The sequence below is a fragment of the Paenibacillus sp. LK1 genome (genome assembly GCF_002750415.1).
GTDB lineage: Bacteria > Bacillota > Bacilli > Paenibacillales > Paenibacillaceae > Paenibacillus > Paenibacillus taichungensis.
The window spans coordinates 40,563-54,406 of sequence record NZ_PEII01000007.1; the positions used below are offsets into that span (position 1 = coordinate 40,563).

Annotated in this window: 9 protein-coding genes; 2 read left to right on the plus strand and 7 right to left on the minus strand. The window is 47.7% G+C overall.

Annotated features, from left to right (window positions below; genetic code table 11):
- Window positions 1–3 precede the first annotated feature (3 nt).
- From CS562_RS16540 to CS562_RS33725, 5 genes are all read right to left on the minus strand, one after another.
- On the minus strand, window positions 4–1,188 hold the full coding sequence (locus tag CS562_RS16540; RefSeq protein ID WP_099857289.1) for a response regulator transcription factor: 1,185 nt from the start codon (window positions 1,186–1,188) through the stop codon (window positions 4–6).
- Window positions 1,166–2,911 (minus strand): sensor histidine kinase, encoded by a 1,746-nt coding sequence (locus CS562_RS16545; RefSeq protein ID WP_099857291.1) that lies wholly within the window; start codon window positions 2,909–2,911, stop codon window positions 1,166–1,168. The genes CS562_RS16540 and CS562_RS16545 overlap by 23 nt, the downstream gene beginning before the upstream one ends.
- Before the next feature lie 193 nt (window positions 2,912–3,104).
- Complete coding sequence (locus tag CS562_RS16550) at window positions 3,105–4,811, minus strand: amylo-alpha-1,6-glucosidase (RefSeq protein WP_099857293.1); 1,707 nt, start codon at window positions 4,809–4,811, stop codon at window positions 3,105–3,107.
- Between the two features lie 284 nt (window positions 4,812–5,095).
- Window positions 5,096–7,024: an LTA synthase family protein gene (locus CS562_RS16555; RefSeq protein WP_099857685.1), complete on the minus strand. Its 1,929-nt coding sequence runs from the start codon at window positions 7,022–7,024 to the stop codon at window positions 5,096–5,098.
- Between the two features lie 367 nt (window positions 7,025–7,391).
- On the minus strand, window positions 7,392–7,889 hold the full coding sequence (locus CS562_RS33725) for an antibiotic biosynthesis monooxygenase family protein (RefSeq protein ID WP_099857295.1): 498 nt from the start codon (window positions 7,887–7,889) through the stop codon (window positions 7,392–7,394).
- 138 nt (window positions 7,890–8,027) lie between these two features.
- Here CS562_RS33725 and CS562_RS16565 point away from each other — a divergent pair, with 138 nt between their 5' ends.
- Together CS562_RS16565 and CS562_RS16570 are read left to right on the plus strand one after the other, a co-directional pair.
- On the plus strand, window positions 8,028–10,349 hold the full coding sequence (locus tag CS562_RS16565; protein ID WP_099857297.1) for a helicase C-terminal domain-containing protein: 2,322 nt from the start codon (window positions 8,028–8,030) through the stop codon (window positions 10,347–10,349).
- A 166-nt stretch (window positions 10,350–10,515) separates the two neighbouring features.
- Window positions 10,516–11,997: an alpha-amylase gene (locus CS562_RS16570; RefSeq protein ID WP_099857299.1), complete on the plus strand. Its 1,482-nt coding sequence runs from the start codon at window positions 10,516–10,518 to the stop codon at window positions 11,995–11,997.
- A gap of 575 nt (window positions 11,998–12,572) precedes the next feature.
- Here CS562_RS16570 and CS562_RS16575 read toward each other — a convergent pair.
- Both CS562_RS16575 and CS562_RS16580 read right to left on the minus strand, forming a co-directional pair.
- Window positions 12,573–12,854 (minus strand): hypothetical protein, encoded by a 282-nt coding sequence (locus CS562_RS16575; protein WP_076287447.1) that lies wholly within the window; start codon window positions 12,852–12,854, stop codon window positions 12,573–12,575.
- A 57-nt stretch (window positions 12,855–12,911) separates the two neighbouring features.
- Window positions 12,912–13,661, minus strand: a complete 750-nt coding sequence (locus CS562_RS16580) for an MBL fold metallo-hydrolase (RefSeq protein ID WP_180287159.1) — start codon at window positions 13,659–13,661, stop codon at window positions 12,912–12,914.
- Window positions 13,662–13,844: the final 183 nt, after the last annotated feature.

Consider the following 13,844-nt stretch of genomic DNA (forward strand, 5'->3'; position numbering starts at 1 on the left):
GTGTCAATCTGTTCGGGACCCTTCGTCTTTTTGTTGGGAACGGTAATGACTCGGTGTCTGACCCGTACAGCGTTTGAACCATTTGCTAAAATATTTGCTATCTCCTAGTCCTGTTCGCTCCGCAATTTCCTGCATAGTTAGATGTGTATCCCGCAATAAACCATAAGCAAGGCGCAGTTTCCGTTTATATTGGAAGGCAATGAAGCTATCACCGACAGCCTTCTTAAAGAGAATAGAGAAATGACTGCGGCTCAGTCCAACCTCTTCCGCCAGTTCGCTGGCTGACCAGTCAGCTGCGGGATTAGCATACAGTAGATTCACGGCTTTCCAGATCGGATCTGGCCAATGATTTACGGATATCCCATACAGCTTCTCTAGCTCAGCTTCTTTATGAAGGTTTTGGAAAGCCTGCTTCAGATCATCGCTGTGGACCAAGGATTCTTTACGAGTCCACTTCAACTGACTGCATTTGCTCTTACTCTCTACCAGCAGGCTGTCTGCAGACCCTCGCAGCGTATCAGGAACGATCCAATAGTAGTATTCTTCTCCATAAGGAATGATCGTACCCTCGCGCATGCTGCGGTCATTTTTCTCAGCTTCTTGTAGCAGCTCGGTCCAAGATGCTCCGCATTCTGCCGTTCGAATCAGATATATCAACAACGGCTGACCATTAACATGAGATTGACCGCCATGCAGCTTCTCCAGCTCCTCTGGAAATTTACAGCTATGTCCGTTCAGCCATGCAAAGAGCAGTGTTTCCATACGTTCTTCATCTTTTAGAGAGGGGGGAGCGGAGACAGATAGTTCATGCTGGAACTTCTTTAACATGTCTTCAAGTTCTTCGTCCTCAAAAGCGGTCTTTAAAAGATATCCGGATGCCCCAAGTTGAATTCCCTGCTGTGCGTATTCAAAGTCGCGGTGACAACTGAGCAGAATTATTTTGGTCTTCGCCGCCGTCTCCTTTATCTTGCGAGACAGCTCGATGCCATCCATCTCTGGCATTACAATATCAGTTATTACAATTTCAGGCCGATGCTCCAGAAAGGCTTCCCAGGCTTTTTGTCCATTGGGCGCGTCAGCTATAACTTCCATTCCAAATTTCTCCCAAGCTACGGTCGAACGTAGGCCTTTCCGTACAATGCTCTCATCATCTGCAATCAGCACCTTAATTCTCTTTGCTGTATCCATCCGGACGCTCCTCCTCTTTGGGCCAATGAATGACAATCGCTGTACCTTCACCCTTAGTCGAAAATACTGTAAGTCCGTACTGCGAGCCGAAATGCAGTTTGAATTTCTGGTCTGCGTTCTGGACGCCTAATCCTCCGCGACCACGACGTTTCTGATCTGGAACAAGCAAACGCTCCCGTTTTTCTTCTGTCATACCTGCTCCATTATCCCGGAGAGTCAGCAGAAGTTCATTTTTTTCCACGGTGACATCGAGCTTGATTACACCTATTCCATCCGTGAAGCCGTGGAAAAATATATTTTCAAACAGCGGTTGTAGAGTCATACGCGGGATCAGATACTGCTTCAGTGAGTCCTCGCAATTCAGCTCATAGCTGAACACATTTCCGTACCTGATCTCCTGAATTTTCAGGAAATGCTCAATCATGCGTAGTTCTCTGCCCACCGTGATCAGTTCCTGCGATATATCCAGATTTCCTTCCAGCACCATCGTTAAGTGATATAACATCTGACGGATATCATCAGCCCCTTCCAGACGGGCCTTCCACTGAATGGAGTTCAACGTATTGAACAGCAGGTGGGGGTTAATCTGATAATGGAAAGCCTTCAGTTCTGCTTCCTTCTTGAGTCTTTCGCTCTGTTCCACTTCTTGTACAAGCGATTGAACGCCACTTACCATCCGGTTAAAACTCATATCAAGGCTACCTAGCTCATCTCTGCCTTCGATCGGCATTCGTGTATCCAACTTACCGAAGCTGACTTTCTGCATCGAATCCTTTAGCGTGCGAATACGAGCTGTAAACCTCGACGAGAACAGATAGGCGAATCCAAAGGCAAGCAGACATGAAATAACGGCCACGACAATGGTATTCGACCGAATAATGCCTGAGGACAGGTAGAAGGCTTTGGCAGGTAATCTCGCTTCTATGGTCCACTGGTTCACGGCAAGCGTCCGAATCCATGTAATATCACTATCCTTCTTCGTGAAATTGGGTGCGCTTTCATATATAATTCTTCCGTCCGAAGCTTTAATGGTCAGATGCGACTTCGTATCTGTCTCAAACAGCTTGAACATATGGATCAGTTCCTGCGCATTCTCCTCTATGAGTATGGTGCTGCCGTTTTGCGTTCCGTTGGAATTATGAATCGGAACAGCGAGCCCAAGAACGGGAAGATTCGAATCGTCCGAGCTGCTCATTGCGTGATTTTGCATATAAAAGCCTAGCCAGTATAGTCCTTTATAAGAAGCAGGTTTTGTCTTCCATTCTGGCATATTTCTCAGCTTGGCAACGTCCAAATTGTTCTCTCCATAATAATAGCCTGAGGGCGTAATGATATAGATTCCTGCAGTTTGGTCCGTCCACAGCGATTTCAGTAGTGCTTCAAAGTCATTCTTCTCAATGATTTCGCTATAGCTTACAGGTGCCTGGTTCCTTAGATCTGTATGGGCGGGATCAAGCAAATACGAGTAGATCGTTTCACTCATTTGTTTCATTCGGCCTAAAGATGAGCTCGTTTGTTGTTCCAACTGCGCTACAGCATTTTCACCATATTTGCCAAACTGGGAATTAATGATTTTGGCGGATTGGTAATAGGACAACGCACCAAGCGAGAGCAACGGAATCAGAGTCACGATGAGAAAACAGAAGAGCAGCTTGGTCCGTATACTGCGGTAGGAACCAGAGAAAATGCGTTTATTAAGCTGCCTGATCCATTGGATGTTCATAAACGGTTTCCCCTCTCGCTATAACTACATCTACCTGCATTCTAGCATGGACAGGTAGCCTATAGAAGAATCTAATCATCTAATGGTAACGCTTTCAATTTGTTGTTTGCAAATAAATTTTTTTGAGGAAACGGGAAAAGCACCTCCCCGGAAAGCTGTTTAAAACAGCAGCCAGGGACGTGCAATATTGGTTTTAGATTGTGTACTCGTGCCCCAGAACCAGGAACACACTCGATGTCCATGTGAATGCCCTGTCACGTAGGCCTTCACCAGTCAGCGCATCGAAGTTCTCCGCCATACCACTCCGGCTAAGCATATTGCAGAAGCGGCGGGATACTTCTCGAGCCAGCTCCAGGTCACCGGCAGCAGCTACGCCCTCCACGAGCAGCATGGTTGATGGAGCCCAGATCGGTCCACGCCAGTACCCGTCTGGTATATAGTAAGGGCTGCTTATGCTCTCGGTTGCCCAACCATTTTCCGTCAGGAAGCGATTCTCCTCCCTGAGCCCTTCCAGAAGAAGATCTCTGATGGGTTCAGGCAGGCGTTTGCCCAGTAGAATCGGAATGAATAACAGCAGACTGTCTCCAGCTGAAGGTTCATGTGTACCTGAGCGTAAGGAGATAAATCTATCCTCTTTCCAGAAGTGGCTGATCATCTTCTCCAGCGTATCATCCGCCAGTTTTCTCCATTCAGAAGATTCCGTGGTAAGCCCAAGCAATCCAGCAATTTCAGCCAGAAGCTCTGTCTGGATAATCAGAAAGGCAGCCAAATCTGGACTTTCTACAGGAATTCCATGATTAAATGCGGTGCTGTTATCCCAACCGGAATCATTACCGTGGTTATATTGGGGAATCCCATCACCATCATCATCACGATACCGGAACCACCATTTCGTCCACTTGGACAATGGGCCGTACACTTCGCGAAGCTGCGCCTCGCGGATATAATCCGTACGTTGCATCATCCAAGCCAGTGTCCATCCATGAATAGGAGGTTTGTTGCAGTTCCACAGCTCATATTTATCGTTCACAAAGTCAGGGATTAATCCACTCTCATCTTGCCGATCAAAAAAGATCATGAACTGGTCCCACGCAAGCTTTGGATCATGGCGAACAAGCGCCATCGCATTGAAACAGTGGTCCCAGCTCCATATATTTGTCATCCAGTTCTTTGACATATACATAGCTGGACGCGTCAGACAACCCTCCGCCGGAACGAGGCAGGACCAAGTAATGTAAGCCGCAAGCTCCCGCGCATCCTGCCAGCGATCAGGGATCGCAAGACTGCTGTCCAGCCAGTGGCTGAATTCAGTCCGAACCGCTTCTACGTCATCATCAAAGGACTCCCATTGTGGGCGAGGCTCCCATACTGTGCGGAACTCCTCAACGGCAAACTCAGCTGTATTCGTGTCTGTATCCGGATTGAACTCTGCGATTACGCGTGAGCTCTTGATTTTATCCCACGGCACTTCCAGCTTCATGTCACCTACAATTCCAGTCAGCATGAAGCGGCATTCATGGGTGAAGCTATTTACTTCCCAGCTGTTCTTATTCACCTCATACGCATAATCATAAGTTGACGGGATAAAGGTCAATCTGATCCCGCACCCTTCCGAACGGAATCGGACCGTGCGACTATCCGAAATACAGATTTCCGCAAAGATTGCGGGCTCTGGTGAATTCAGCTGGACAGTTTCTGGAGAAGCTTCTGTCGTGAATGGAATCGTCTGATTCTGCTGATCCAACAGTTCGATACGGAACGCCTCGCCAAATTTATCATCCCCACCCCGCACAGTTCGTAGGTAGAGGCCCTGCTGTCTATTCTTGCCTTCAGGCAGAAGAGAGACGGCAAGGAACGACTCTCTGCGGCTGAAGGGTACAAAGTTCAGATCGAATTTCATAATTCTCCTCCTTCAACAAGGAATAATACGCTTTCATTGTAAACCGCTGCTCAAGGAACAGGAACGTCCAGGTGTCTTCGCTAAAGAGGGGAATTTGTTGGCAATGGATGATTCGGGTGGTTATAGGTGTCTTTTTGTTAGAAAGTTGGGGAGAAAGGTGTTAGATATAGAGGTTAAAAGGAATGGAAAGAGCCCATGAATCAGGTCATTTCAGACCTTTCATGGGCTCTTGTCTTTTTCATCATGAATTAAAAGTGAAAGATAATTTCATTGTGCATGTTGTATCATTTCACTGCATTTCGATTCGGTAACTGACTCAGATAACTGTTGGATAAGTGGAGAAGATCCAAAGCCCGTTCGTACTGTTCTTTCGTAATAAATTCGGAAGAGGTCGAGCCCTCTTCGGTTGGTATGGCAGATGCGGGCACGGCCGGTTCATCCTCTAGACTGTCCGGAATCGTCGCCTTCTCCTGATCAGGCTCTGCCGAAACGACATCCTGTCTCCCGGCATCCGCAAGAGAGTAATGAGTACCATCACCGTACCCCGTCTCAGGAACGAACAGTGAAGCATCGTTCAGTACGGAACCGGAGGGCAGATAATAGCGCTCTGGCAGCAGATTATTTCCCTCACGCAGCAAATCCTGCCCGAAATACAGTTGGTTCTGGAGAGAGGAACCGGTCAACCCGGCGATCGTTGGCAGAATATCCACCTGTCCTCCGATCTTTTCCAGCTGAGCTGCCGGCGTGATGCCAGGAGCCGTGACGATAAGTGGAATATTGATCATGTCCGCAGACGTGTACTCCCGACCGTAGATTTCCTGCATCAGCTTCTCATCAGTCCGATTCAGCGAGTATATAGGCAGACCCAGATGATCACCGTAAATGACCAGCAGGCTATTTTCCCATAGTCCACGTTCCTTAAGTCCCTCAATAAATTGTCCAACCGCCTGATCGGCATAATGCTGGGAAACAAGATAATCCCCAGGCAACGTATTAACGTAGCGTTCCGGCAACGTCAGACTTTTCTTATATTCTGGCAAATGGTAAGGATGGTGTGCAGACATGGATATGATTTGTGCATAGAAAGGTGACCCTGATGCCTGCATGGCCTCGAGTTTATCCAGTGTCTTGCTGTACAGCACTTCATCCGATGCCGAGAAGGCGATGGAATCCTCTGTTCCGAAATAATTTATGTCATAATACTGGTCGAATCCAAGCGCCTTGTATAACTGATCCCGATTCCAGAAGTGCACATCATTCGTATGGAATGTGGCTGTCTGATAACCGTTCGCGGACATTAGCCTGGGCAGACTTGGCAATTCCTTATTGGCATAGACGGTAGTTGCAGCCCCGTTGGGCGGCGTGTAAAACGATGTATTTACCACAAACTCGGCATCCGACGTATTTCCCTGTCCGACTTGCTGATAAAAGTTCGGGAAATACAGGCTTTGTCCCGCCAACTTATTCAAATTTGGGGTAACTTCTTGTCCGTCCACCTGCAATCCGATCAGGAAGTTCTGGAATGATTCGAGCTGGAGGACAATGACGTTGCGTCCTTTGGCTGCACCCTCCTTCACAACAGCGGGCAGTGCTGTCGTTTGTTTAATCTCGTCGATATGATTCTGATCGATTTGATCGAGGGGCACGGGTTTGTCAGGCCGATCAGCCAGGATGGTGTACGCTTCGTAACCAAGAATACCCATCTGCTCCGCCTGTGTAATCTCGCTCATACTCGCCCGATTGGGGTATATGTTGAGCATGCACAGCATCATCGATAGAATCAGAATGACTGAGGCAATCCGTCTTCTGACCCTTCGTTCAAGCGGCACTCTGCCTGGACGTTCAGTCCCGCCGAGCTTGATCCGCCGACGAATCAGAATCCCCACGATAACCAGAATATCTGCAAAAATAAACAAATAATACGGATCGAGCAAAGAGAACATGCTGCTCTTGACCGAGGTTACCTGATTAACCTGTGCGAGTGCGTGATAATTAACAATGACCCCATAATATTTGTAATACATGATCGCTGCGAAGAAGATGCCCGATAGCACCAGATTTAGCCCTAGATAGAGCCACATCCGACGCTTGGCTGCAAACCACTCAATCAGACAGAAGCAGATCCAGATCAGCGGTAACTCTGTCAGCAGCGGTTTCCAGACGGGGATGTCATCGAAGATCACAATCCAGGCCAGAGAGCTTTTGATCATCATAATAACGGTGAACACTATAAACGGTCCGCTTAGAAACCGGGTGAGTGAATTGCGTGACAAGTTACCGCCTTCCTTCCTTTCCGAAGTTTCATTTAACAAGTATTATGCTATCTCATGGTATGTCGTGTCAAAAGCACCGAACTTCTTGGTTGCTCATTTCTTTCAATTATTGGAAAAAGGAGAGAGGCGCTTGGGGTCATTCATGACCTCACATATACAAAAAGCCCCTTCCATTGAGGAAGAGGCGGAAGGGGTTGCATTTTAAAGTGAACTTAATTAAATGATGCTTACCCAAAATGTAATCACAGTATATCTGTAGACTTGCATACAGGTCCTGGAGCATAACATCCGGTTTGCTCCCGTTCGTTTACTCTATAGTGAAGGTCGTGACGAATGAAGGTCTTGGAAACATGGTGGGCTTCTGTGCGGTTAGCCCTTCACTCGTACTGCGGTTGCGGTGAGCATGGTTATAGGCTTGAGACTGTTGCCAGTTTTTGAAATGATCTTCGGACTGCCAAAGTGTAAGTACGACATACGTATCGTCCTTTAAAGGACGAAGCACACGAATGCCGACAAAGCCGGGTTCGTCTTCCACTTTGCGTGCACGGTTCTTGAAACGTTCCTCAAAGTCATTCCGTCCATCTTCGGTTACGGGTATATTGTTGAGAACGGCATAACCGCCGCCTGTCCAGGAGCCTGCGGCATCGAAGGCTTCATACGCCGCTACGTTGTCATCGGACTCGATGTTCATCAGACGTTCTGTCGATTCAATAGCTAAACGAACTTGTTCCTCACTGCGCAACGCCAGATGTGGATATGCAGCAAGTGCATCCGGCATTGGTGAAGGAACCAAATAGATATACATAGAAGATGCCTCCTCATTTAAGTACATTCCACTTCAACATAGCATATGGGAAGGGACGAGTCCAATCCGCTGATTGGCTGGTTTGAGCACTGCTTTTCGTGATAAAGTATAGTCACTACAAACAGAACGGGTGATCGCATGACAACCGCAATTCGAATATCAGTCAGGCCTTTGGTGGAATATGTGTACCGCAGTGGCAGCATACGTCCAGGGTTCCGCACCAATGCATCGATGCAGGAGGGAACTCGGATACACCAGCGGGTGCAGAAGGATTACACAGAAGAGGATTTGAAAGAAGTGGTTCTCGAAGTGGAACTGCAGCATGGAGACTTGACCTACGTGGTGGAGGGACGATGTGACGGACTGATTCGTCTGGATGGTCAGCTGACGGTGGATGAGATCAAATCAACTGCGGGCAACCTGGACGATCTGGGCGATGGGGCCCCAGTACACTGGGCGCAAGCCATGATGTATGCCTATATGTACGCCGTTCAGCATGATGAACCCCGTATGCAGGTACAGCTTACATACGTGCACACCGTGAATAATGAGGAAAGACGGTTTCGGCGGATGCTGGAACGGCAGGAGCTGGAACAGTTTGCAGCAGAGTTGGTCGCTGGTTACGCACCATATGCAGAGATGATTGTGGCGTACGAAGAGAAGCGCGATATAAGCGTGCGAGAGCTGCCTTTTCCTTTTCGCAAATACAGGGAGGGACAGCGCAAGCTGGCAGGAGCCGTATACAAGACAATTCGCGAGGGACAGGGTCTGATGGCGAAAGCGCCAACAGGTATTGGCAAAACGATGTCCGTACTGTTTCCCACGGTCAAGGCCATTGGTGAAGGAGAAGCCAAACGATTGTTCTATCTGACCGCAAGAACGACGACGCGAGTGGCGGCAGAAGAGGCTTTTGCCCGGATGCAGGCGGAAGGATTGAAGATGCATGTGATCAGTCTGACCGCGAAGGACAAGATCTGTTTCAAGGAAGAGGAAGCCTGTGATACGGGACAGTGTGGCATGTGTGAAGGATATTATGACCGTATTAACGGAGCTGTGCTGGATATGCTGGAACATGAGACGTTAATGACACGCCCGGTTATTGAACAGTACGCACGTAAGCATCGGGTATGTCCGTTTGAATTTTCACTGGATGCTGCGTATGCAGCCGATGCGGTGATCTGCGACTATAACTATATTTTCGATCCGCGTATCTCGCTCAAACGCATGTTGGAGGAGCAGAAGCGCAAGACGGTATTATTGGTCGATGAGGCACATAATCTGGTCGATCGGGGACGGATGATGTTTTCGGCAGAGTTGGAGAAGGCCGTCTTTTTGGATGTCAAAAGGGAATTCCAAACGCTGGGCAGCAGTGTGACCGCCGCCAAAGCTATTGCGGATCGAACGGGCGACATAGACAAATACCTGATTACGCTCCGCAAAAACGGTGGAGATGAGGGCAAATTGCTGCAACAGGAGGCGCCGGAGGAACTGATTGAACTGCTGGAACCTTTTGTCATGGTTGCGGAGCAATGCCTTGTTGAAGGCGGTTCGGGAAATGCCGAGACGGATGAATTGCTGCTGGCAGCCTATTTCACCGCACAGAATTTCCTGCGTATTGCCAAGCTCTACGATGAACGCTTCATTACCTATGCGGAATGTGTACGAAGTGAAGTGCGAGTGAAGCTGTTCTGCCTGGATCCATCTGTGCTGCTGCGCCAGACTGCCAAAGGGTTCCGTTCTACCATTCATTTCTCTGCGACATTGTCACCTCTTGGATATTACCGGGATATGCTAGGTGCGGAGGAAGAGGATTATACCCTGCGTATTGCTTCGCCTTTCCAGCGGGAGCAGCTGGATGTGAGATTGCTGCCATTATCGATTCGCTACCGGGATCGTGAAAGATCCAGACAGCCTATTGCCAATATGCTGCGCCAATTGGTTGCCGAGTGGCCGCATAGCAACCTGCTCGTCTTTTTCCCATCCTATCCTTATATGCGCGAAGTACATGGCACGTATATGGAACAGCCTGGCGAGGCAGAAGTCGTGATGCAGGAGCAGGGCATGAGTGAAGAGGAACGGGAGGCGTTCCTGAACGCGTTCCAGCCACATCCTGAACGAACACGGTTGGTATTTGCCGTTATGGGCGGTGTATTTTCCGAAGGTGTGGATCTGCCGGGTGATCGTCTGAATGGAGTTGTGGTGGTCGGGGCCGGACTTCCCCAGATTGGTCTGGAGAACAACGTACTCCGCGATTATTATAGTCGGACAGGGCGCAACGGATTCAATTATGCCTATGTTTTCCCCGGTATGAACAAGGTATTGCAGGCAGGTGGAAGGCTGATACGTACGGAAGAGGACAAGGGCGTACTGGTGCTGGTTGACGATCGTTTCACCGAGGAACCGTATCGATCATTGCTACCCGAGGAATGGCAAGACTACACACGGATTTCACCCAAATAACGATTTATAGCTAAAAGATCGATCGTAGACTTTTCAGCTTTCTTTTCTGTGCATGATTGAAGGATAGGCCGAAAAGGGTATTACTTGGATAGCATACGAACGAACAAGGACGATACAGATGCGTGCCGTGGTCCGCTTCGAAAGCAATCAAGGAGGTCGGTTGGGAATGAAGAGAAATCATACGATGATGCAGTTTTTTGAATGGCACCTGGCCGCAGACGGAAACCACTGGAAACGATTGGCCGAAATGGCGCCAGAACTGAAAGCCAAAGGCATTGACTCCGTGTGGGTGCCTCCGGTGACCAAAGCCGTATCTCCTGAGGATACCGGTTACGGCGTATATGACCTGTACGATCTGGGCGAATTTGACCAGAAAGGCAGCGTGCGCACCAAATACGGTACCAAGCAGGAACTGGTGGATGCGATTGCCGAGTGCCAGAAGAATGGTGTTGCCGTCTATGTGGATTTGGTGATGAACCATAAGGCGGGTGCGGATGAGACGGAAGTCTTCAAGGTAATTGAGGTCGATCCCAATGATCGATTGAAGGAAATCTCCAAACCGTTCGAGATTGAGGGTTGGACCAAATTCACATTTCCGGGTCGCGGGGATCAATACTCCTCTTTCAAATGGAACGCCGAACACTTCAACGGTACAGACTTTGATGCCAAGGAAGAACGGAGCGGTGTGTTCCGCATTGCAGGGGAGAACAAGAACTGGAATCAAAATGTCGACGATGAGTTCGGCAACTATGATTACCTGATGTTCGCCAATATCGATTACAATCACCCGGATGTCCGGCAGGAAATGCTCCAATGGGGAAAATGGCTCATCGATACGCTGCAATGCAGCGGTTTTCGACTGGATGCGATCAAGCATATCAACCACGAATTCATCAAGGAATTCGCTGCTGAGATGATCCGCAAACGGGGGCAGGATTTCTACATTGTGGGCGAGTTCTGGAACTCCAATCTCGATGCATGCCGTGAATTTCTGGATACGGTGGACTATCAGATTGATCTGTTCGATGTGTCCCTGCATTACAAACTTCATGAAGCCTCTCTGGCTGGGCGGGATTTCGATCTTTCCAAGATTTTTGATGACACCCTGGTGCAGACACATCCAACGCATGCCGTAACGTTTGTCGATAATCATGATTCCCAGCCGCATGAAGCGCTGGAATCCTGGGTTGGCGATTGGTTCAAGCCGAGCGCCTATGCGCTGACGCTGCTGCGTCGTGACGGTTACCCGGTTGTCTTTTACGGTGATTATTACGGCATTGGAGGTCCCGAACCTGTTGAGGGTAAGAAGGACATTCTGGACATTCTGATGTCAGCCCGTTACGACAAAGCTTATGGAGAGCAAGAGGATTACTTCGATCACGCGAACACGATTGGGTGGGTACGCCGCGGGGTGGACGAAATCGAAGGCTCCGGTTGTGCAGTAGTTATCTCGAATGGTGATGATGGTGAGAAAAGAATGTTTGTTGGTGAACACCGTGCTGGCGAAGTCTGGACCGATCTGACGCACAGCTGTGAGGATAGCATTACTATTGAGAAAGACGGTTGGGCCACTTTCCATGTATGTGGTGGGGGCGTCTCCGTGTGGGTTCTCCCGGATCAGGGTGAGGATCGTATAGACGCTGAGTAATAGAATGAAATATCGACAGTTAACTGCAGAAACGTACAGATAAATATGAAAAACAGTATACAGATCGTTAAACCACCTGAACAGGCTCATATGTTCAGGTGGTTTGCATTTTCTCAAGTACGACTAAAGCTCCATCCTAACGAACTCAGCGCACCTTATTTCCACTAAATTAGCGTTACGGGAATTCTAACGAATCTCAGTAACTTTATTATTCATGAAAACGATTAAAATAGTCCCAATTGGAGCAACACCATTAGACTAGAGTGTCTGAGATTCGTTAGAATATCGAAACCTCGAATTTAACTCGGATAAGGCTTCTCATGTTCGTTAGAGGCTAAAGGCAGAGATTGACAACAATATAAGCCATAGTTATACAGATATGTATATAAAAAATATCCTATGGGCCGAATGATCAGCGAACAGAAGATTATTTTTATGCAGGCTGAGCCGTCTCCGAGGGCAAAAGAATATATATATAAAGTCATGGTAGAAAGAAGAATAAAAAAAGGCAGCACCCACCAGTTCCAAGTTAGGAAGTTGAGCAGGTACTGCCTGTTCAGGTAACTAAACATTAATCATGTACTTTCAAAATACTGATTCATTGTATCCCACATTCGATTGAACTCACTTCGTTCCAGTGAAAATGCTCCAGGCTTTTCAGGTTTATGATGAGAAGTAGGCTCAAAGTTTAAGTATTCAGTGTGTGTAGTACATTCATAGTTTTTGCTGTTGACAAGAAATTCAAATCTATCTTTAAAGGGTCTGTCCAATAATTTAACAACCATGATGTCTCCACTACTTGTGCTTCTTGCAGAAGAATATATCAAAAAGTAACCTTGTTCAAATCGATACTCCATAGCACTTACCTCCATTAGAATACAGAACAATTACGGTACCTATCCAATACTCTCTATTTACGCATTATCCAGTTCAAACGACTCCAGCGTGCCCACCATTCTTAGATCATGTTCTTGGTTGAAATGTGTCCGTTTATCCGCATCCGCGTATTCATCATGATAATGCATGAGCACGGTCTTCTGTCTCACTTCGGCAGGCAGTTGTTGCAGATCCTTCAGCGAGGTGTGTGATTTGATCACCAGATCATGCATATGACATTCGTGGAAAATGAGCTGTACGTCTGTGGCGGCCTGCTCTACCCGTTCCTGATCGAGCGTGCTGTCTGCGCTATAGTAGAAGTAGGGCTTTGCAAGAAGGCCGTTGCTGACCATGCCCGGCACGTGTTGTGTTCGAAAAGTCTCAAATGTTACGCCCCCCAGCTCAAATGTGCCTCCATCCGGTAAAGGTACAATATCATAATAGTCGCTCATCGTACGCTCCCCATCGGTTGTATAACGCATGCCTGGGGATAAAATATTCCATAACGGATCAACCAGTTCTTCGTGGATAAACAGGCGTGGCTTGCGGTCGCCCACAATCTGTGAATAATATCCGAGCATCTGTACTCCGTTAATATGATCTTCATGCAGATGGGTGATATACACATTGTGAATATCCGTCATTGGATAGCCGAATTCTTTTAATGCTTTTGCGTTGGATTCCGGAAAATCAATCACCAGATGTGTATCGCCGAATTCGGCCAGCATACTGTTGTGGTGTTGCTCTACACTGAACATGTCCCCTGTACCGAGAAATGTAATTTTCATCCATTTCATCTCCTTCTATCATCTTCAGATCAGCATCAATTAGATTAAAACCAGTATACCTTGTTCCAGTAAATATGCCTAAATCAACCTTTTGTGATAACGCTATCATTTTATATTGAACTTTGTGAGCAAACAGTGTAGCGTAAAGATTGGGAAGTAAACCCATATGAACGTAAACTCACC

What these genes read in the sequence shown, in the direction of transcription:
- CS562_RS16540 (WP_099857289.1), bottom strand. Translation starts at nt 1,188, where the DNA reads ATGGATACAGCAAAGAGAATTAAGGTGCTGATTGCAGATGATGAGAGC.
- CS562_RS16545 (WP_099857291.1), bottom strand. Translation starts at nt 2,911, where the DNA reads ATGAACATCCAATGGATCAGGCAGCTTAATAAACGCATTTTCTCTGGT.
- CS562_RS16550 (WP_099857293.1), bottom strand. Translation starts at nt 4,811, where the DNA reads ATGAAATTCGATCTGAACTTTGTACCCTTCAGCCGCAGAGAGTCGTTC.
- CS562_RS16555 (WP_099857685.1), bottom strand. Translation starts at nt 7,024, where the DNA reads ATGATGATCAAAAGCTCTCTGGCCTGGATTGTGATCTTCGATGACATC.
- CS562_RS33725 (WP_099857295.1), bottom strand. Translation starts at nt 7,889, where the DNA reads ATGTATATCTATTTGGTTCCTTCACCAATGCCGGATGCACTTGCTGCA.
- CS562_RS16565 (WP_099857297.1), top strand. Translation starts at nt 8,028, where the DNA reads ATGACAACCGCAATTCGAATATCAGTCAGGCCTTTGGTGGAATATGTG.
- CS562_RS16570 (WP_099857299.1), top strand. Translation starts at nt 10,516, where the DNA reads ATGAAGAGAAATCATACGATGATGCAGTTTTTTGAATGGCACCTGGCC.
- CS562_RS16575 (WP_076287447.1), bottom strand. Translation starts at nt 12,854, where the DNA reads ATGGAGTATCGATTTGAACAAGGTTACTTTTTGATATATTCTTCTGCA.
- CS562_RS16580 (WP_180287159.1), bottom strand. Translation starts at nt 13,661, where the DNA reads ATGAAAATTACATTTCTCGGTACAGGGGACATGTTCAGTGTAGAGCAA.